The sequence below is a fragment of the Pseudoalteromonas sp. SR44-5 genome, assembly GCF_014163675.1.
In the GTDB taxonomy this organism is placed as follows: Bacteria; Pseudomonadota; Gammaproteobacteria; order Enterobacterales; family Alteromonadaceae; genus Pseudoalteromonas; species Pseudoalteromonas rhizosphaerae.
Genome location: NZ_JACJDT010000006.1, coordinates 78,089 through 97,112 on the forward strand (window position 1 = coordinate 78,089; position 19,024 = coordinate 97,112).

Consider the following 19,024-nt stretch of genomic DNA (forward strand, 5'->3'; position numbering starts at 1 on the left):
GTAAGGGAAATATATGCAGTGGTTAAAACCAATGCCATTGGTTGGGCACTTTATAACGCTTGAGGTGTTAAGCTTACATCATATAGATGAATTAAAACATGCGGTGCTTGATGGAGAGTCTTGGAAATTATGGTATGCCAATGTTCCTTCGCCAGAACAAATGCACAGTTATGTTGAGCGGGCAATTATTGAAGCCAAAAACGGCAATAGCGCCTTCGCCGTAAGGTGTAATAGTAGCCATAAAATAGTTGGCACAACTCGATTCTATAACGTAGACGCACAGCATCAGCGCGCATTACTAGGCTACACATGGTATGCCAAGGCTGTACGAAGAAGTCCTGTAAATACTGAATGTAAACTTTTGATGTTGAAGTATTTATTTGATACTCACAATGCCATTGCAGTTGAGTTTAGAACACACTTTTTTAATCAACAGTCGCGAAAGGCAATTGCAAGGCTAGGCGCTAAACAAGATGGTATTTTACGCAGCCATCAAATAACAAGAGATGGATCGATTCGCGATACTGTTGTTTATTCAATTATTGCATCAGAGTGGCCAGCCGTGAAGAATCATTTACTGAACAAACTAAAATATACTTAACTTATAATTTAAGGTTTGCGCTTTAAGCCCCAAAATAACGCAGCAAAGAGGATTAAACGACACCTCTTTGCGGTTAAGGCCTCGGCTCTAATTAGAACGGTATAAGCAACACCCGCATTGCCGGGCGAAGCGCTAATAATAGCGTGGCTTTATCAACATGTGGATTAAGGGTTTTGCGTATGGTGATCCCATTTATCATTGCAAACATCACTTCGATACGGCTTTCAAGTTCAGTTGCACTAAGATCTTTTATCAAACTGCGTTCACTCAATAAAAGATTTCGCATTTTCTCTCTGGCGTAACAATCAGACTTTCGCAACTGCTCTGCCACTTTATCGTTGCGCGCAGCTTCAGCGAACATCTCTAAATCGAGTGCTCCTTGGTTTACATCAGTATGATGTTCCACTGCATAGTCTAGACCATCGAGTAGAATCGTTACTAAGTCACCAGGTTGATCTTCATACTCCTGAAAAATAGAGAACAGCTTTTCCATATCCTGTTCTATAATCGATTCAATGATCGCTTCTTTACTAGCAAAGTAATTGTAAATATGTCCTGCGCTCATCCCTGCGGTCTTTGAGATCTCGGCCATTCCTGCGCCATGATAGCCTTTTCGTCTAAAACAATCGGCCGCAGCACTAAGCACTTGCTCACGGCGTGCTTGCACAAGTGCAGGGTCGGTTTGTCTTTTAGATTTTTCTTTCATAGTAACTCCGAAAAGCGCTGCTTTTCTTTAACCTAATAATTATCACTAGCTTATATGCCCTTTTACATCAACTTTGTCAGTTGCCACAAAGAACTTAATAAACTAGTGATAAACTATATAGTGGTGCAGCCTAGCGGCTATTCACTCTGTTGAGCCGATCGTTGCCAACCGCCTCCAACCGCTTTATACAAACTAATTTGGCTCGTAATATAGGCTTTTTTACCGCTAATGAGTTGTTGCCCTGCACTGTACCAATTACGTTGTGCATCCAGCACTTGTAAATAGCTATCGGCGCCTTTTTCAAAGCGAGCTTCAGAGAGTGTAAACGACACTTGATTACTGTTATACAGATCTTCAAGCGCACTTAGCTGCTGCATATAGCCTTCCCTATCGGCAAGCGCATCAGAGACTTCTTTAAATGCCTGTTGAATCGTTTGTTCATAGGTAGTTAGCGCAATCTGTTGTTGAGTTTGCGCAACATCTAAGTTTGCTTGATTACGACCCATATTAAATATCGGTATCGTGATCGATGGCATAAAGCTCCAAGTGCCAGTGCCACTTGAAAACAAATTATCTAGATCACTCGACGCACTCCCTGCATTAGCCGTTAAGCTAATGCTCGGAAAAAATGCCGCCTTCGCAACACCGATATTAGCGTTAGCAGCTAATAACTGAAACTCTGCTGCTTTAATATCAGGACGTTGCTCAAGTAACTCGGATGGTAAGCCTACAGGCACGGTCGGGAAATTTAGTACTTCATCTAAACTCTCAACAGGTAACAACTGCGCTGAAACCGGCTGACCGACTAATAAATCAAGGGCATTTTTATCACGCTTTAACAAGCGCTGATAGTTAGCAATATCAACTTTTGCGGTGGCTACAGTGCTCTCAATTTGTGCCAACGTTAACTTTGATGCCGCGCCAAGTGCATAGGTTTTTTCGGTTAACGCCAGTGATGCCTGCTGACTTTTTAGGGTTTGCGTAGCAAGCGCTAACTGCTCTTTATCAGCAGCGTAATTTAGCCACGCACTTACCAACTCAGAAATTAAGCTAATTTTTACACTCGTTTGAGTTTGCTCTGACGCGTACAAAGTTTGCAGTGCTTGATCAGATTGATTACGAATTTTGCCCCATATATCGAGCTCATACGCGGTCATCCCCACGGTAGCTTGATAGCTATCGCTAATTTGTGCATTACCGGTTGACGTTAAGTCTCCCGGTAAGCGCTGACGCGTGCCCGACGCAGCAAAATCGATTGACGGATATAAGGCAGAGTCTTCGATTTGATAAAGCGCACGAACTTGCTGCACATTAAGTGCGGCAAGTTTAAGGTCTTTATTATGAGCTAATGTTTGTTCAATCAAGTGTTGCAACTTTTCATTCGCAAAAAACTGCTGCCATCTTAAATCAGCCGTATTACCTTGTTCGCTCTGTATTGCGTAGCTATCAGGCACCGGCAACACGATATCTTCACGCGGAGGTGCCATTTGGCAAGCACTGAGCACAAATATGCTTAGACTCGCTAGGCTTAACGTTTTGAATGTCATTATGATTACTCCTGTGTCACAGTTTTATGTTTACCTGGAAAAACTCTGCGCACTAATACAAAGAATAACGGTACAAATATCACAGCCAATATTGACGATGCGAGCGTGCCACCTATGACAGAGATACCTAGAGCATTTTGTGCACCAGAACCAGCACTTGATGCAATAGCTAAAGGTAGAACGCCACAAATAAATGCCATAGAAGTCATTAAAATTGGTCGTAGTCGTAGCTTAACAGAGTTAATTGCAGCATCCACCAGCCCCATGCCTTCATCCATTTTATGAATTGCGAACTCAACAATCAAAATGGCATTTTTAGACGCCAGTCCTATGGTAGTCAACAAGCCTACTTGTAAGTAAATATCATTTGATAAGTTACCTATAAAGGCAGCCATTGCAGCGCCGAATACACCTAAAGGAACAATCATCATTACCGCAGCAGGCACCGACCAACTTTCATACAATGCAGCTAAGCACAAAAATACCACTAATAACGACAACGCATACAATAATGGCGCTTGACCACCACTTAAACGTTCTTCATACGAAATACCAGTCCATTCAAAGGCAATCCCGGTTGGTAACTGGCTAACCAATTTCTCCATTTCATCCATGGCTTGACCGGTACTATAGCCTGGCGCTGCTGCACCTTGAATTTCCATTGCCGAAAAGCCGTTATAGCGTTCAAGACGCGGCGAACCATAGGTCCAGTACGACTGAGCAAACGCGCTAAATGGCACCATATCGCCATTACTATTACGTACATACCATTTATCTAAATCTTCCGGCACCATACGAGACTCTGGCGTACCTTGTAAAAACACTTTTTTTACTCGACCACGGTCGATAAAGTCATTCACATAGCTACTACCCCACGCGGTAGACAAAGTACTATTGATATCTGCTTGGGTCAGCCCAAGTGCTTGCGCTTTTGCTAAATCAATATCTAGCTCCAGTTCTGGCTTATCTTCTTGACCATTAGGGCGAACGCCTGCTAACACAGGACTTTGTGAAGCCATCCCTAGTAACATATTTCGCGCTTCGAGTAATTTGTCGTGACCAAGCCCAACCCTATCTTGTAAAAACAAGGTAAAGCCATTGGCAGTGCCAAGCTCAACAACCGCAGGTGGTGGGAAAGCAAAAACAAAGGCTTCTTTAATCGTAGAAAAATAACCCATCGCTTTGCCTGCAACTGCACCAACCGATAAATCATCGCGTTGACGCTCATCCCAGTGTTTTAAACCAACAAAACCAAGCGCTGCATTTTGTCCAGAGCCTGCGAAGCTAAAGCCAGTTACACTAAACACAGAACGAACAGCTTCAGACTGATCTTCTAGGAAATGTTTTTCCATTTTCTCAACGACTTTTAATGTCTGCTCAGTGGTTGCTCCTGCTGGTAAACTTACTTGATTGAACAAAATACCTTGGTCTTCATCAGGTAAAAATGCTGAAGGGAGTTGTGAGAAAATATAGATCATGCCGCCAACAATTAAGCCGTAACACAATAAATAGCGCTTACTTTGCTTGATCATACGACTTACAAAGTTTTGTGCGCCGGTGTTGGTCTTTTCAAAGCCGCGGTTAAAGCCCATAAAAAAGCGACCAATAAATGATGAGTTATTATGTACGTGACTCGGTTTTAACATGGTTGCACACAGTGCTGGTGTTAAAATAAGTGCCACTAAAACAGATAAACTCATAGCAGTTACTAAGGTTACTGAGAACTGACGATAAATAACCCCTGTCGAGCCTGCAAAGAACGCCATTGGGATAAATACGGCCGATAACACCATAGCAATACCAACTAGTGCACCTTTGATTTCATCCATCGATTTTCGCGTAGCTTCAAGCGGTGAAAGTTTTTCTTCGGTCATCACCCGCTCAACGTTTTCAACCACCACGATGGCATCATCAACTAACAAGCCAATGGCCAGTACCATAGCAAACATGGTCAAGGTATTAATTGAATAACCGAGTACTTGCAGCACAGCAAATGTACCCAATAAAACCACAGGCACTGCAATAGTAGGAATTAGAGTTGCTCTAAAGTTTTGTAAAAACAAGTACATAACTAAAAACACTAACACCACGGCTTCGATTAATGTACTCACTACTTTTTCAATTGATAATGATACAAACGGAGTGGTGTCGTAAGGTACAACACTGGCTAACCCTTCAGGGAAAAAAGGCTCTAGTTCAGCCAATGCAGTTTTAACACCCGCAGCAGTATCAAGAGCGTTTGCACCACTGGCAAGTTTAATACCTAAACCTGACGCTGGTTTACCATTAAAGCGCGCCACAACACCGTAGCTTTCACCGCCAAGTTCGACTTTTGCGACATCGCCTAAGCGAACTACAGAACCATCCTCATTGTTTTTGACAAAAATATTGCGAAATTGTTCTGGTGTTTGTAAGCGACTTTGCGCAGTCACAGTGGCATTAAGCTGCTGCCCTGAAATCGCAGGTAAAGCACCAAGTTGACCTGCCGATACTTGCGCATTTTGAGCACTAATAGACGCACTAATATCTGCAGGAGTCAGTTTATATTTTTGCAGCATACTAGGGTCTAACCAGATACGCATCGCATACTGTGAGCCAAATAACTGCACTTCACCTACGCCATCAACGCGCGACACGATATCTTGCACATTGGATGCAACATAATCACCAATGTCGATATTATTCATGCTGCCATCTTCAGAAACAAAACCAACAACCATTAAAAAGTTACGTGCAGATTTAGCTACTGATACACCTTGGCGTTGCACTTCTTGTGGCAATAACGGGGTTGCCAAGGCAAGTTTATTTTGCACTTGAACTTGTGCAATATCTGGGTCGGTATCAGCATCAAACGTTAGTGTTAAAGTTGCCGAGCCATTTGATTCCGAGGTTGATGACATATACAACAAGCCATCTAACCCTTTCATCTTTTGCTCAATAACCTGCGTAACAGTATCTTCTAACGTACGTGCGGAAGCACCTGGATAATTAGCTTGGACACTAATTGCCGGAGGCGCAATAGACGGATACTGAGCAATAGGTAGCGCTTTAATTGCAAGTATACCCGCCAACATAACAATAATGGCCAGTACCCATGCAAAGATAGGCCGGTCGATAAAAAATCGTGACATTAAAATGCTCCGTTATTGAGTTTTAGCAGCTGAGTCGGCAGGCACTGCATTAACAGGTGCGCCCGGTGCTATTTTTTGTAAACCTTCAACAATCAGTTGATCGCCGTCGTTCAAGCCACTTGTCACTAACCAGTTAGCACCTACTGTGCGGTCAGTTTTTAATACTCGCGCTTCAACAGTATTGTCTTTACTCACCACCATCGCTGTAGGCTCACCTTTGCTATTACGACTCACACCACGTTGTGGTACTAAAATAGCATCAGACTTAACACCTTCAACAACCACAGCTCTGACGTACATACCTGGTAATAATAGCTTTTCTGGATTTGGAAATTCTGCTCGTAAAGTCACTGAGCCAGTGCTTGGATCAACAGCCACTTCAGAAAACTGCAAAGTGCCAGTGTGCGGATACACTGAGCCATCTTCCATAGTGAGTTCAACCTTTGATTGCGCAGTAAGATCTTTGTCAAGCTCACCATTGGCAATCGCTTTTTTCAAGCGAGTCAACTCACTACTTGACTGTGTAAGGTCAATATAAATTGGGTCAAGCTGAGTGACGGTTGCTAACACGGTTGCTTGATTAGCACTTACCAAAGCACCTACGGTCACGTTCGATTTGCCAATTTGACCACTAATAGGTGATGAAACCTTACTATAGTTAAAATTGATCTGTGCGGTTTTAAGCTGCGCTTGAGCCGTTAATAAATCAGCCTGGGCGCCTTTATAGCTTGCGTCGGCTTCATCAAAATCTTGTTGGCTGACCGCTTTTATTGCTAGTAACTCAGAATAACGCTCTGATTTAGCCTTTGCATTAGCAATGCTTGCTTGTGCCTTACTAATAGCGGCCTTACTGGTTGCCACTTGCGCTTCAAATGTAGCTGGGTCGATTTGATATAAAGCCTGACCTTTTTTAACTTCAGCACCTTGAGTGAATAAACGTGATTGAATAATACCGCTTACCTGAGGACGAATCTCCGCCACTTGAGACGCAGTTACTCGTCCAGGAAGCTCCTTAGTAAGTGTTAATGGTTGGCTTTTTAATGTAATTACGCCAACAGGAGCTGGCTGCGAAGCAGGCGCATTCGCCTGCTGAGTTTGATCGCAACCGGATAAAGCAACTGCACTTGCCAAAGCGGTGACAGTAAAAAGAACGACGCGAGAACGCTGCATGTTAACTACCCTTAATTTAGAATGAACGATCATTCTAAATTAAATTATTACATTTTCCAATGTTAATTGAGAATTATTTTTAAAAGATCTAAGAGCATGTAAAGTGATGTAAAAAGACTTGACGGTGAGCTAAAAAACAGAACAACTCGATTGCTAATTGCAGGTACAAAAAGAGTTAATTTTATCTTTAATGAGCATAACAATGCAGCTGCAGTAAACATTAAAAGTAGTCATTTTGAACGTATGGAACTAAAAGCGACACAGCAAGCAGTTGTTCAATCATCGGTTGTGAGATTTGAGGGGAAATGGGTAGCTAATATATCCAAATTGGTGTTTTTGACAATTTAACACATTACTTTGTCATTTAAAGAAAAGCTACTGTGAGTAACAGTAGCTCTACATCAAAGCATCATTGAATCGTCGTAATATTCACGCTAAGTCGTTCAATTGCACAGCCATAACTGCTTGAACTTATTCTCTGATACTGGGTATTTTTACTGGCATTTAAAGTCACTATAAACTCATCTTGCTGACCTACCGCTGACTGCTCATTAGCTAAACACATTGCTTGAGTAAGCGAGCGCAATTTAGCATCGGTGAGTATGTTATTAAAACGCTGCATTGGCAAAGGCGGTATTTTAATTGCAGGCAAAGCACTGTCTATAGTACGTCGGTTTAATTGGTAGCCTTGAGGTGTTACATCAATAATCGCACCAGCTGGCCAAAATGAATAATCAAAACTGTATTTATCTTTGCCCTTATTTAAATGCACAACCCCATGCTTACCTAGCACTGTCACAATCGTACTCTGTTGTGATTTTATGAACACTAAAGCTGTTGTTTCATCAACACCAAAGCCATACTGTTGCCCTGTTTTTGCAAGCAATGTCGCTAAACGCACAGTGCGATTTCGCTCACTAAAATGGGTGTCAACTATACCTGCACTAAAGCTGCCCAGCCCACCATTAGTTTGATAGGTTAATGTATCTGCGCTTAGCCCTTGATTACAATCATCTTCACAACGTTCACTCGGTGCAGGAACTGCGTGCGCACCATCGCGTAATGCAGCTAAACTAGTGCCATTAGTGATCATCGCAACACTACCAAACTGGTTACTGCCGCCACTTTGAATGGCTGTGCCTGCACTTGTACCTACCAATAGCGGACGTGAACGTATAGCATCGGTCCATGGATACGGCTTGCCCGTATCATCAAATAACACTTTTCGAGTTAAACTTTGATCGCCACCATTGAGCATAATACCTGTTGCAGATTCGATTTTTGCAACTAAATTATCAACACCCGCGTCGCATAGTTGTTGCTCAGCTTGAATACGGTCAGGATAGATTTTGTGGCGATTAAACACCTGCATGTTTTGCTGGCGAAATTGCGCTAGCTTTTCACATTGCCCAGTTGTGATTGCTTGCGCTAATGCCGGAGTTAATGCCAGCCATGAACTTTTAATATGATCAAAATCCAGTAAGCCTTCGTAAAAGTCAGCCGATTCATAAGGGTCGCGACTCGATGCTGTGATAGCTAATAAGCTCGGCTGTTTACTATTTACTTTAGCTGTTGCAGAAATAAAATTAACTATATCATTAGCAGCAGGCTCATTATTTTGTTTACTTTGCACCGTTTCTTTTATGCGCTGGCCTTTAGCATCAACAACCGCCACTTCCAGCATATCAGTGACAAAGTTATATTCTCGATCAGTTAAATTATTGAGCGAGCGGCTATCTAAATCCCGCCAAGCCCATAGCAAAGACCCTTTATCGATAAGATTAGGCTGTTGCTTGGCAATTTTTGATAAAACCCGCAAGGTTTCATTGCGGTTATTAGTACTATCATCAGGCCATTGGCTTTTTATTTCTTGTAGTGCTTTGCCCGTCAATTGAAATTGATTCGCTTTTTTTCCTATTAATGATGTTTTTTCAATGCAATTTTTAGGACTTAAACTTGAACAAGTCGTTAATGCGCCACCAATTAACAGCAAGGTTTGCTCAGTTTGATTTGCAGATATATTCGCCGAAAAAGCGGCCATTACCAGTGTAAAAGCAGCAAAAAAACCACATTTAGAGCTCTTTGTAAGATGTTCCCGAAAGTTTTCCATAATGTTATACTCATGTAAAAAATGATAAAAAATAGCTTGCAGTAAAACTTTATGCTTGCTATAAAAATAAGGAACTTTTAAATCGCGAGTAAGCTAGCACCCAAATACTAGCTTTGTCAAAAACCTTTTGGATTGGAATTATGTTTAAAAACGCAACATCGCTGTGTACATATTTCTACTCTCCTCACTACCTTTCGGAGTGGTTTGACGAGTAGCCACTACCTCACATTCTCTGTGAGGGGCTAACTGTGTCTATCGATCACGGCCCTGTCTAAATAATCAAAAAATAAGCACTGTGCAGTACACCTGTGCTTAAAATAAAGACAAAGGTAAACCAATATGTTTCGTCAATTAACTATTGCAACGGCAATAAGCGCAGTGCTTTGCCCAACTTTTTTGTATGCGCAAGAAAACACTAAAGCTGAAAACATTGAACGAGTAGAAGTCACCGGATCACGTTTAAAAGGCGTCGATCTTGAAGGAACGATTCCACTAACGGTATTAGACCAAGATGCCATCAAACGCTCTGGCGCCAACACGATTCACGAATTACTAAAGGATTTATCCGTGTTCAAAGGTGGTAGCGGCACTTTTTCCACTTCAGAAAGCGGTGGCACGTCCACTTCAACACCTGCGGGACAATCTGCAGCAAGCCTACGTGGCATGGGCCCATCAGCCACATTAACACTGATTAATGGTCGTCGTGTTGCGCCCAGTTCATTTGCCGCTGGCACGGAAAACTTTGTCGATGTGAACTCAATTCCACTTGCAGCTATCGAGCGCATTGATATTCTTGCAACCGGTGCATCAGCGGTTTACGGTGCAGATGCCGTAGCAGGTGTAATTAACTATATTTTAAAAGATGACTTTGAAGGCGCTGAAGTAAACGCATCCTACGCAAACAGCTTTAACAGTCATGATGAAGGTAAAAAACAACTTAACCTAGTATACGGTACAAACATTGGTGAGAGTAACTTAACGGTTTTTGCCGATATTTTTGACCGTAACGCATTTAAAGCAACCGATCGAGATTTCACTGCATCATCACCACTGGTGAATAGTTATTCGTACTTACCAAAACTTGAAAACGCGCCAAATATTTATTATTACAGCTCGCGTGATGGGAATGAATTGCCAGCGCCAAATTGCCAGACTGAATTAGTTACAACTGAATTTGGTGAAGACATTTGTGCCTATTACCCAAATCAAGACGATTATCTGGATACGCCATTTGAGAGTCTATCGACTGGCTTTATGTTCAATAGCAGCTTAGGCGGTCTTGATTGGCATACTGACTTTTTCTATAGCCAAACAAAGGCAAAAGCGTACTCGTCACCCTCACCGATTAATCAAATAAATGATGAAGATGGTCCTTTCATTTTAGAAGATGCGCTGTTCATTTATGATAATGCAGATGGCAGTAATGATTTGATGGATCAAGTGTTTATTGACCCATTTGAATTTGATACGCAAGCTGGCCGCGAAGTTTACGGCTTTGGCTTTGATGCGCGTTTTAATGCCCCACGTACTGTCGAAGTAGAAACTAAAAACTTCCGCTTAGTGAGTAGCCTTGCAGGTGATGTTGGTGACTGGAGCTGGGAGTCAGGCGTAACCTTTTCTCGCTCAAGCTCTGAGCAAGAAGCCATTGATGGTATTTACAATCGCTATCAATTTCATGCCGCCATTACTGGTGAACTATGCTCAGACGGTACATTAGCAAACTACGACGGCGCAAACCTTAACTGTGTATCAGGCGATTTACTGCCATTTTATAATCCATTTGTGCAAGGCGATGCCGCCAACGATGCGGTTTTAGCAACGGCACAGGCACGTCCAACACGCAGTGGCGAAAGCACCGTATACGGCTGGGATGTAAACTTTAACGGTGAGCTATTCACCTTTAATGATTTACCCGCTTATGCATCATTTGGAGTTGAAGCTCGCCGTGAAGAATTAACTGACATTCCATCACTTGACTCGCAAGCACGCCCTGAAAACGGCTACTTAGTGGATGTATTTGGTTTTGGCTCGAGCTTATCAGAGGCTGATCGCACTCAATACGCGGCGTTCGCAGAAATAAGTGTATCATTGACCGATCAAGTTGAGCTACAGGCGGCAGGACGTTACGATCATTATGACGATTTTGGCGGCACCTTTAATCCAAAAATAGGCTTAAGCTATCGTCCTAACGACTCGTTAGTGTTACGTGGCTCATGGTCTACGTCATTCCGTGCCCCTTCTCTTACGCAAGCTGGTGTTAAATTAAGAACCACTCAATCAACCTTCGATTGCGGTGCTAACCAAGCAGTATCTGATCTTTATTGTATGGGCCAAGGAACAGAGGTAAGTGTTAACTCACTCGAGCTTGGAAATAAAAATCTTAAAGCTGAAGAATCAGAAGCTATTAGTGTTGGTTTTGCTTGGAGCCCAAGCGCTGATACTAACCTAACCGTTGATTACTGGCAGTTTGATCACGAAGAAGTGATTGATACTAATATGACTGCGGTGCTAGATCGTGCCATTACTGATGCATCACTGCGCCATTGCGGTATTGTCCCAGAAGGTCAACAAGGTATTTCTTACGATAATGAGCTATGTGATATCAGTGACAATAGTGGTTTAAGTATCGAGCAAGATGGTGCCAACCTAAATGAAATTTTAGATAACTATATTACCGAGTTTAACCCACGTGATGATGAGCTATTTTTACCATTATTTCGTGACCATGTTATCCCACTTGAAAATACCGGCACACAAACATTAGCAGGGATTGATATTAAGTTTGATCACCGTTTTAGGCTTTCAGGTGGCGATTTAACTTTTGCATTTGATGGCACGCACTATCTTGAATTTGAGCGCAATAAACCAGGCTCTGATGCCATTGAAAAGTTAGTTGGCACGTATCGCTACCCTGAAAACATCGGTCGTATGTCAATCGATTGGGAAGCTCAAAGCTACTACCTAAACCTTGGCGCAAATTACACCAGCAGCTATGATGATGACATTGAAGGACTTAGAGGCCGTGAAATTGATGAACTGGAAAGTTTAGGTAAACTTGACTCACAAGGTAATCATCAAGTTGACGATTGGCTCGTATGGGATTTATCTGCAGGTTACTACGTAAATAAAGCCCTTACCTTAAGAGCGCGCATTGATAATATTTTTGACAAAGAGCCGCCACAGCTATACGGCTCAAGTCGTGGTTTTGATTCTATAAACCATAATGCTTATGGCGCGCGTTATACATTTAGTGTCAGCTATCGTTTCTAAAAATTATACGCGCCGTGCTAGTCGCTGTGCGTAACACCATCCAAATTGTACTAAGTGGCTTTGCTTTGTAGAGTAAGGTCACTTATTCAAATAAACTTCGTGTTAAAATAAGCAGGTGTGCGGCTTAGTCTAAGCAACCTATTTCTTTGCGAAAAGTGAAATTATGAAAAACAAACAATTTACTATGCCTGATGCAAGTATCATCTTGTTATCAGTTGCATTAATTGCCTACTTGGCAACCTTGTTTATTACTCCTGGGATGTTTAACGCCCAAAAAGATAGCCACAGTGTTGAACTTTCTCAATACCAAACAGTGGCTGTAAGCGAGCAAACGCCGCTGTTTGCTGAAGGCGGTGAAATTGGCCTGGCAAATGTGTTGTTTGAAGGTTTAGTATCGGGTGACAAGTACGGCGCAACCATCGGTGTCATGGCATTTATATTAATTACCGGCGGCGCGTTCGGTATCATTATGAAAACAGGCGCAATTAATAACGGTATTATGGCGCTTATCAATAAAACTCAGCGAGTTGAATGGCTGTTTCTACCATTATTATTTGTGTTATTTTCGTTAGGTGGCGCAGTATTTGGTATGGGCGAAGAAGCCATTGCTTTTTGTATTGTCTTGCTACCGATCATGAAACAGCTCGGCTATGATGCCAAAGTAACGGTTTTAACTACGTATGTTGCCACACAAATTGGCTTTGCAACGTCTTGGATGAATCCTTTTAGTATTGCAATTGCACAATCTATTGCTGAAATACCGGTTTTTTCTGGTGCTGGCTTTAGAATGATCGCATGGGTTGTGTTTACACTATTTGGTTTATTTTTTACTATACGTTATGCCAACTCGATCAGAACCATTAACACCGCGCAAAGCGACTCCCATACTGATATAAAATTAGATACCGCCGATAAACTTATCTTGATTACTTTTATAACGGGTATTACTTGGGTTGTGTGGGGTGTGATGGCGCGCCAATACTATATTCCAGAGCTCGCAGCACAGTTTTTTTGTATTGGTGTGATCAGTGCTTTTATAGCCAGTATTTTTAATAAACAAACAGCTAACCAAAGTGCTGATGCATTTAAACATGGCGCACAAGAATTGTTGCCCGCAGCCATGTTAGTCGCTCTTGCCAAAGGGGTGGTATTATTACTTGGCGGCAGTGATTTAAATGCACCGTCAACCTTAAATACATTACTTTATCATAGTGCTAGTAGTATCGCTGCGGTACCAGACTTTGTTGCGGCATGGGGAATGTTATTATTTCAAAGTGTGTTTAACTTTTTTGTTTCTTCAGGGTCCGGCCAAGCCGCTATCACTATGCCACTGATGTCTCCATTAGGCGATTTACTCAATGTCTCACGACAAATTGTGGTATTAGCTTTTCAGTTTGGCGATGGCTTAACGAATATATTCATTCCAACCTCAGCCAGCTTGATCGGTTGCTTAGGTATTGTAAAGCTTGATTGGAGCGAATGGGCAGCCTTTATTTGGCGTTTCACTTTAGCATTATTTACTTTAGCAAGCGGCTTCATATTTCTTGCTTATTTTATCAATTATCAATAAAAAGACTTCACTATGTTGACATTAATTCGAGGTGCAAACCTTTATACTCCAAGCCCTCAAGGGCAGATGGATGTACTCATCGCTGGTTCTAAAGTGATTGATTTTCGAACCGAGATCAAACTAGAAAGTAATACCGAAGTAAAGATTATCGATGGCCGAGGAAACATTCTAGTACCAGGCTTTGTTGACTCTTTGGTCCATATTACAGGCGGTGGCGGCGAAGCAGGTTTTACTAGTCGAACGCCAGAAATGAACTTAACTGATGCCACCTTAGCAGGTATTACAACCGTTATTGCAGCGCTGGGCACTGACTCAAGCAGTCGCACACTAACCAACTTAGTTGCTAAAGCGAAAGGCTTAAAAGAGCTTGGTCTTAATGTATTTTGCCATACTGGCTCTTATCACTTACCCGCTAAAACACTGACGGGTAGTATTACAAATGACCTAATGTATATTGACGAGTTTATTGGCGTAGGCGAAGTGGCAATTTCAGATCACCGTAGCAGCCAACCCACCGTTCAACAACTCGCAGAGTTGGCAGCAGAAGCAAAAGTCGCCGGCATGCTAAGCGCAAAAAAAGGCACCGTGAGCATTCATGTCGGCCCCGTTAATAGTCACTTAGCGATTCTGCATGAGGTTGATAAAAATACTGATATTTCATTGAGTCAGTTTTATCCAACACACATGAATAGAAATAAAGCGCTGCTTGACGCTGGGATTTTATTTTGTGAAGCCGGCGGTACAATTGATTTTACCACCAGCACAACTGAGTATGATCTTGCTCATGGCGAATATGCTGCCGCGCAAGCGTTAGCTTACTGTTTAACACACAATGTTAAGCCAACACAATTGACTATGAGTTCAGATGGCCATGCCAGCCTGCCAATATTTGACGAGCAATTTAATTTGCTCGGGCTTGAAATTGGTAAAGAAGCCTCTCTGTTAGGTGCTTTTCAACAAGCTGTACATCAATATGAGGTGAGTATAGAGCACGCATTAATGGCCATAACCACTAATCCCGCTAATGTACTGGGGATTAAAAAAGGCACTATTAGCAAAGGCTCAGACGCCGACTTAGTTTTACTTGATAGCAACACTTTAGCGCCACAACATGTATGGAGTAATGGCATTCATATGGTTGAGCAAGGGTTTGCAATAATAAAAGGCGCTTTTGAATAAATAATGAGGCGCATAGCGCCTCACGTTTTATTGTAAGACTGGTTCTACCGGTAGTATTTTAGACACCAATAATTGCTCAACTCGGATCCCTTCAACATCCACCACTTCAAATTTAAAACCTGCGAATTGAATATATTCTGCACGTTTAGGAATTCGCTTCATGGTATAAATTAAAAATCCGGCAACAGTTTCATAATGCATTTGCTCTGGAAATTCATCCACACCGAGCACTTTTGCCAGCTCAACGGCTGGGGTTAAACCATCAACTAACCATGAATTTGCATCACGTGCGATAATTAATTCATCACCATTATGGGTGATCAAATCTCCCATAAAGCCTTTCATAAGATCTTTAACTGTCACAATTCCCACGACAAGTGCGTATTCATTTACCACCACTGCGAAGGGTTTTGCTGCGCCTTTAAAGGCATTTAATGCCTCTGACAAACTCAGTGTTTCTGGTAGATAAAAAATCTCTTTTTCGAGCATTTCGTCGTTAATATTCGCTGCATCGCCTTTGAGCACTTGGCGAAGAATATCTTTTGATTCAACTGAGCCAATTAATTTATCTAAATTGCCATTGCATACCAAAAAATGATTATGTGGATGATCAATGATTTTGCCCGAAATACTATCGCTGGCTTCGTTAATATCAAAGTAGACTATTTGATCTCTAGGTGACATTACACTCGATAAAAAGCGCGCTTCTAAATCAAATACATTACCAATTAAATCATATTCTTGTTGTTGTAAGCTGCCATATTCTGCGCCTGCATCCATCATTGCGACTATGTCTTCGGTGGTTACAATGTCTTCACGCTCTGCCGGCACATTGAATAAGCGTAAAACAATGTTAGTTACACCATTAAAAAACAATACTAACGGTGTTAATGCATACGTTACCCAACGCATAATCGTGACTACGCGAACCGCAACAGCCTCTGGTAGGATCATAGCTAAGCGTTTTGGTAATAAATCAGCAAATAAAATAAACAATGAAGTAATTGTCAAAAACGACAGTAAAAAGCTAATTTGCGCCAGTAACGGTCCTTGATAAAATAACACAAGCACACTTTCAACATAAGGTGAAAGCGCTTGTTCGCCCACTATACCGCCTAAAATAGCAATTGCATTAAGGGCAATTTGGATCATGGCAAAAAAAGCACCGGGTTGCTCTTGCAGCTTTAACACTGCAGCCGCTTTAGCATTGCCTTCGTCAGCCATGACTCTTAATTTAATTTTACGTGATGCTGCGATGGCGATTTCCGACATAGCAAATAACGCACTGATCAAGATTAATAAACCAATCCCGATTAAGTCACCCATTTATAACTCCAAAAATAAGCGCTTTTATAAGCAAAAGCAGCTGGATTATAACCCCTTTTAAAGGTTGGGCAATTTAAATTTAATTAATATTAAAAGTAATTAAATATCAGTGCATTACCAACAATAAAAGCTTACTGATACGCGTTGAATGCGTTGCTGAGTTTGGTTTGAGTTGGCTTATCTAGCGCTTTGTTACAAGCAAAATACAGTGCTGGTTGCGTGATCTTGAGTCTTAAAATTGGTGTTAACTTGTCAGTAACCTGCCTTTTAGACTGTTCAAATTTAACGCGTTGTTCAGGTAATACGACGATATCGATAGTGCTTTGACGGCTTTGAACTATTTTAAAAATATTATCAAAACTATTCATCAGCATTAGATTTACACCTTCTTCAAAGCCCTGTGATAATAAAAAGTGATGGCTGTAATTATCTTTTAATACCGCAATTCGGTATTGCTTTGCTTGCTCTAGGGAATTGATAACAATGTTTTTTGAATTCAATGCATACAGATAAGTATTCAACTTTGCTAATTCTGCAATCCAAATAAATTGCTTTTCACGAGAAGTTGAGCGCGCCATAGAAAAAATGCACGTTTGCGGATCGCGCAGTACCATATTAAATGCAGTACTCCAACTATGCACTGAAATTGTATAATCGAGTGTTGAAGAAGCTAACACCATTTGAACTTTATCAGCGATATAGCCAACAAGTTGTTCGTTTTCATCAAGATATTGAGCAGGCGGAAAATATTCCGTCACCACATTTAATTTAGCGAGACTTTGATTACTTAAGATTATAAATAAAAAATAACACCACTTAGCCACTCTTGCCCCACCGATTATTACTTTAAGCATCTGTTGATGTAAATTAAATATAACGGCAAATAGCTGATTTGTGAATTTAAAAAGCAGCATGCCGTAGCAGGCTGCTTAAATGAACTGTTATTGACTATGCGCGGTTCATGGCATTAATTAAAAATGCTGAAATTTTTGCACCTTCTCTAAGCGTTGTATCTGAACTCGATTGACCAATCAGTGAACTGTCAGTAAATGGGGCAATTTCCATCATATCAGCGCCAGTGATCGGAAATTCATCAGCCAAAGCAACCAAGATATCCAAAGCATGCTGCGGCGTTAAACCGTTCCCTTCGGGTGTGCCTGTTGCTGATGCAAACTCTTCATCGAGGGCGTCAATATCAAAGCTGACGTAGAGTTCATCAACATTGTCAGCTTTAAGCTGAGCAATGACTTCTGCGGCAATTGCCGGCGCGCCTCGTTCGATGATCTCATGGGCCCAATGTTGTTTAACGCCAAAGGTAGATTCCCAGTGCTCTTTTGGCTTACCGCTTGAACGAATACCAAATTGGATCAGATGATGCGGTGCAGGTAAAAACTCTAAAATATGAGTGCACCACGAGCCAAAACATAAATCGATACCTAAACGTTCAACGAGTAAATCGGTATGCGCATCAAAGTGAATAATCGCAGTGCGTTTACCTTGCGCACGCTTTGCCTTCAAATACGCTTTAGTTAACGGGTAACTAATTGAATGATCACCACCAATACCAAAAATGCCTTTATCAGTAAACGTTGCATAAAAGCTATCGCATACATCTTCAGTGATAGACAACGGGCTGACATAATACTCACTGCTTGGATTATCATATAATGCCTGTTGGCAATTACTGATAGTCGCGTCGTTTAAATATTTATCATGCAGTAAATGTGGGATAACCCTTACATCACCTAAATCAAACGACTTTGCCTGAGGCTGCTGATCAATCAATGTTGAGCGTAAAAACAATGGCCCCCAGTTGGCGCCGCGTAAAATGCCACCACCACAGTCAGAGCTAATACCTAAAGTCACCGCTTTATGCTCACTTTGACTAAGTGTATCGAGTGATGCACGCCATAGCGTATCGATATTATCTTCTTGCCCATACAGTTTCATACGCAGCGCCGCTTTACGTTCTTTTGCAGTATTAACCGTAAAAACGCCATCGCCCGGCGGACATAAACAGTGCTCAACTTTACTTTTAAATGTGTGCCATTGTGTGCTCATTGCAATTCCTTACTGTGTGCTTTTGCGTAGTTATGCAAAAGAGCGTTGTTGAAAATAAAATTAATAAAAGATTAACGCGCCGATTTTCACTCGCAATTTTATTACTCTCGCCGCTTTAGCTACATTTTAAATAACTATATAAACCTTTAAAATAACAATTGGTTATACTTATTTATCCAACAACGTATAAACTAAAATAGAGTGCCTAGTAGGATTGATATAGTGTCTATGAATACAAGTCAACTACCGGCGATGACACAAATTAAAGTCAGTTGCTTGAATATTCAAAGAGAATGAATAAATTTGATAACGGACATCCGTCCTGTACAAGGCAATGCATTGTAGTAATTATG

At 41.5% G+C, this 19,024-nt stretch carries 12 protein-coding genes; 4 read left to right on the plus strand and 8 right to left on the minus strand.

Annotated features, from left to right (window positions below):
• The first annotated feature begins 13 nt into the window (after positions 1-13).
• On the plus strand, positions 14-601 hold the full coding sequence (locus H5154_RS05040) for a GNAT family N-acetyltransferase (RefSeq protein ID WP_145234394.1): 588 nt from the start codon (positions 14-16) through the stop codon (positions 599-601).
• A gap of 91 nt (positions 602-692) precedes the next feature.
• Here H5154_RS05040 and H5154_RS05045 read toward each other — a convergent pair whose 3' ends face one another.
• The 5 genes from H5154_RS05045 to H5154_RS05070 all read right to left on the minus strand — a co-directional run bounded on the left by H5154_RS05045 (position 693) and on the right by H5154_RS05070 (position 9,265).
• The gene (locus H5154_RS05045) at positions 693-1,307 is read right to left on the minus strand and encodes a TetR/AcrR family transcriptional regulator (RefSeq protein ID WP_182717593.1); all 615 of its coding nucleotides are present in this window, start codon (positions 1,305-1,307) and stop codon (positions 693-695) included.
• 137 nt (positions 1,308-1,444) lie between these two features.
• A complete protein-coding gene (locus tag H5154_RS05050) occupies positions 1,445-2,854 on the minus strand; it encodes an efflux transporter outer membrane subunit (RefSeq protein ID WP_182717594.1) in 1,410 nt (469 codons plus the stop codon).
• A 5-nt stretch (positions 2,855-2,859) separates the two neighbouring features.
• Positions 2,860-5,985, minus strand: coding sequence for an efflux RND transporter permease subunit (locus H5154_RS05055; RefSeq protein ID WP_182717595.1), 3,126 nt, complete (start codon positions 5,983-5,985; stop codon positions 2,860-2,862).
• A gap of 12 nt (positions 5,986-5,997) precedes the next feature.
• Positions 5,998-7,155 carry an efflux RND transporter periplasmic adaptor subunit gene (locus H5154_RS05060; protein WP_182717596.1) on the minus strand — a complete coding sequence of 386 codons (1,158 nt, stop codon included), beginning with the start codon at positions 7,153-7,155 and terminating at the stop codon, positions 5,998-6,000.
• A 409-nt stretch (positions 7,156-7,564) separates the two neighbouring features.
• A complete protein-coding gene (locus H5154_RS05070; protein WP_182717598.1) occupies positions 7,565-9,265 on the minus strand; it encodes a cyanophycinase in 1,701 nt (566 codons plus the stop codon).
• Between the two features lie 339 nt (positions 9,266-9,604).
• On the opposite strand from H5154_RS05070, the gene H5154_RS05075 reads away from it, so the two are divergent.
• The 3 genes from H5154_RS05075 (at position 9,605) to iadA (ending at position 15,284) form a co-directional block, all read left to right on the plus strand.
• Entirely contained in the window at positions 9,605-12,535 is a 2,931-nt protein-coding gene (locus H5154_RS05075; protein WP_182717599.1) for a TonB-dependent receptor domain-containing protein, read from the plus strand.
• A 163-nt stretch (positions 12,536-12,698) separates the two neighbouring features.
• Positions 12,699-14,105 carry a putative basic amino acid antiporter YfcC gene (gene yfcC / locus H5154_RS05080; RefSeq protein ID WP_182717600.1) on the plus strand — a complete coding sequence of 469 codons (1,407 nt, stop codon included), beginning with the start codon at positions 12,699-12,701 and terminating at the stop codon, positions 14,103-14,105.
• A gap of 12 nt (positions 14,106-14,117) precedes the next feature.
• Positions 14,118-15,284 (plus strand): beta-aspartyl-peptidase, encoded by a 1,167-nt coding sequence (gene iadA, locus H5154_RS05085; RefSeq protein ID WP_182717601.1) that lies wholly within the window; start codon positions 14,118-14,120, stop codon positions 15,282-15,284.
• A 27-nt stretch (positions 15,285-15,311) separates the two neighbouring features.
• Here iadA and H5154_RS05090 read toward each other — a convergent pair whose 3' ends face one another.
• The 3 genes from H5154_RS05090 to H5154_RS05100 form a co-directional block, all read right to left on the minus strand.
• Complete coding sequence (locus tag H5154_RS05090) at positions 15,312-16,610, minus strand: hemolysin family protein (protein ID WP_182717602.1); 1,299 nt, start codon at positions 16,608-16,610, stop codon at positions 15,312-15,314.
• A gap of 131 nt (positions 16,611-16,741) precedes the next feature.
• The gene (locus H5154_RS05095; protein WP_259398455.1) at positions 16,742-17,524 is read right to left on the minus strand and encodes an ABC transporter substrate-binding protein; all 783 of its coding nucleotides are present in this window, start codon (positions 17,522-17,524) and stop codon (positions 16,742-16,744) included.
• Between the two features lie 34 nt (positions 17,525-17,558).
• Positions 17,559-18,671, minus strand: a complete 1,113-nt coding sequence (locus tag H5154_RS05100; protein WP_182717603.1) for an arginase family protein — start codon at positions 18,669-18,671, stop codon at positions 17,559-17,561.
• Positions 18,672-19,024: the final 353 nt, after the last annotated feature.

Bases quoted from the DNA above. Each gene is read 5' to 3' on its own strand.
- H5154_RS05040 (WP_145234394.1), top strand. From the start codon at position 14: ATGCAGTGGTTAAAACCAATGCCATTGGTTGGGCACTTTATAACGCTT.
- H5154_RS05045 (WP_182717593.1), bottom strand. From the start codon at position 1,307: ATGAAAGAAAAATCTAAAAGACAAACCGACCCTGCACTTGTGCAAGCA.
- H5154_RS05050 (WP_182717594.1), bottom strand. From the start codon at position 2,854: ATGACATTCAAAACGTTAAGCCTAGCGAGTCTAAGCATATTTGTGCTC.
- H5154_RS05055 (WP_182717595.1), bottom strand. From the start codon at position 5,985: ATGTCACGATTTTTTATCGACCGGCCTATCTTTGCATGGGTACTGGCC.
- H5154_RS05060 (WP_182717596.1), bottom strand. From the start codon at position 7,155: ATGCAGCGTTCTCGCGTCGTTCTTTTTACTGTCACCGCTTTGGCAAGT.
- H5154_RS05070 (WP_182717598.1), bottom strand. From the start codon at position 9,265: ATGGAAAACTTTCGGGAACATCTTACAAAGAGCTCTAAATGTGGTTTT.
- H5154_RS05075 (WP_182717599.1), top strand. From the start codon at position 9,605: ATGTTTCGTCAATTAACTATTGCAACGGCAATAAGCGCAGTGCTTTGC.
- yfcC (WP_182717600.1), top strand. From the start codon at position 12,699: ATGAAAAACAAACAATTTACTATGCCTGATGCAAGTATCATCTTGTTA.
- iadA (WP_182717601.1), top strand. From the start codon at position 14,118: ATGTTGACATTAATTCGAGGTGCAAACCTTTATACTCCAAGCCCTCAA.
- H5154_RS05090 (WP_182717602.1), bottom strand. From the start codon at position 16,610: ATGGGTGACTTAATCGGGATTGGTTTATTAATCTTGATCAGTGCGTTA.
- H5154_RS05095 (WP_259398455.1), bottom strand. From the start codon at position 17,524: ATGCTGCTTTTTAAATTCACAAATCAGCTATTTGCCGTTATATTTAAT.
- H5154_RS05100 (WP_182717603.1), bottom strand. From the start codon at position 18,671: ATGAGCACACAATGGCACACATTTAAAAGTAAAGTTGAGCACTGTTTA.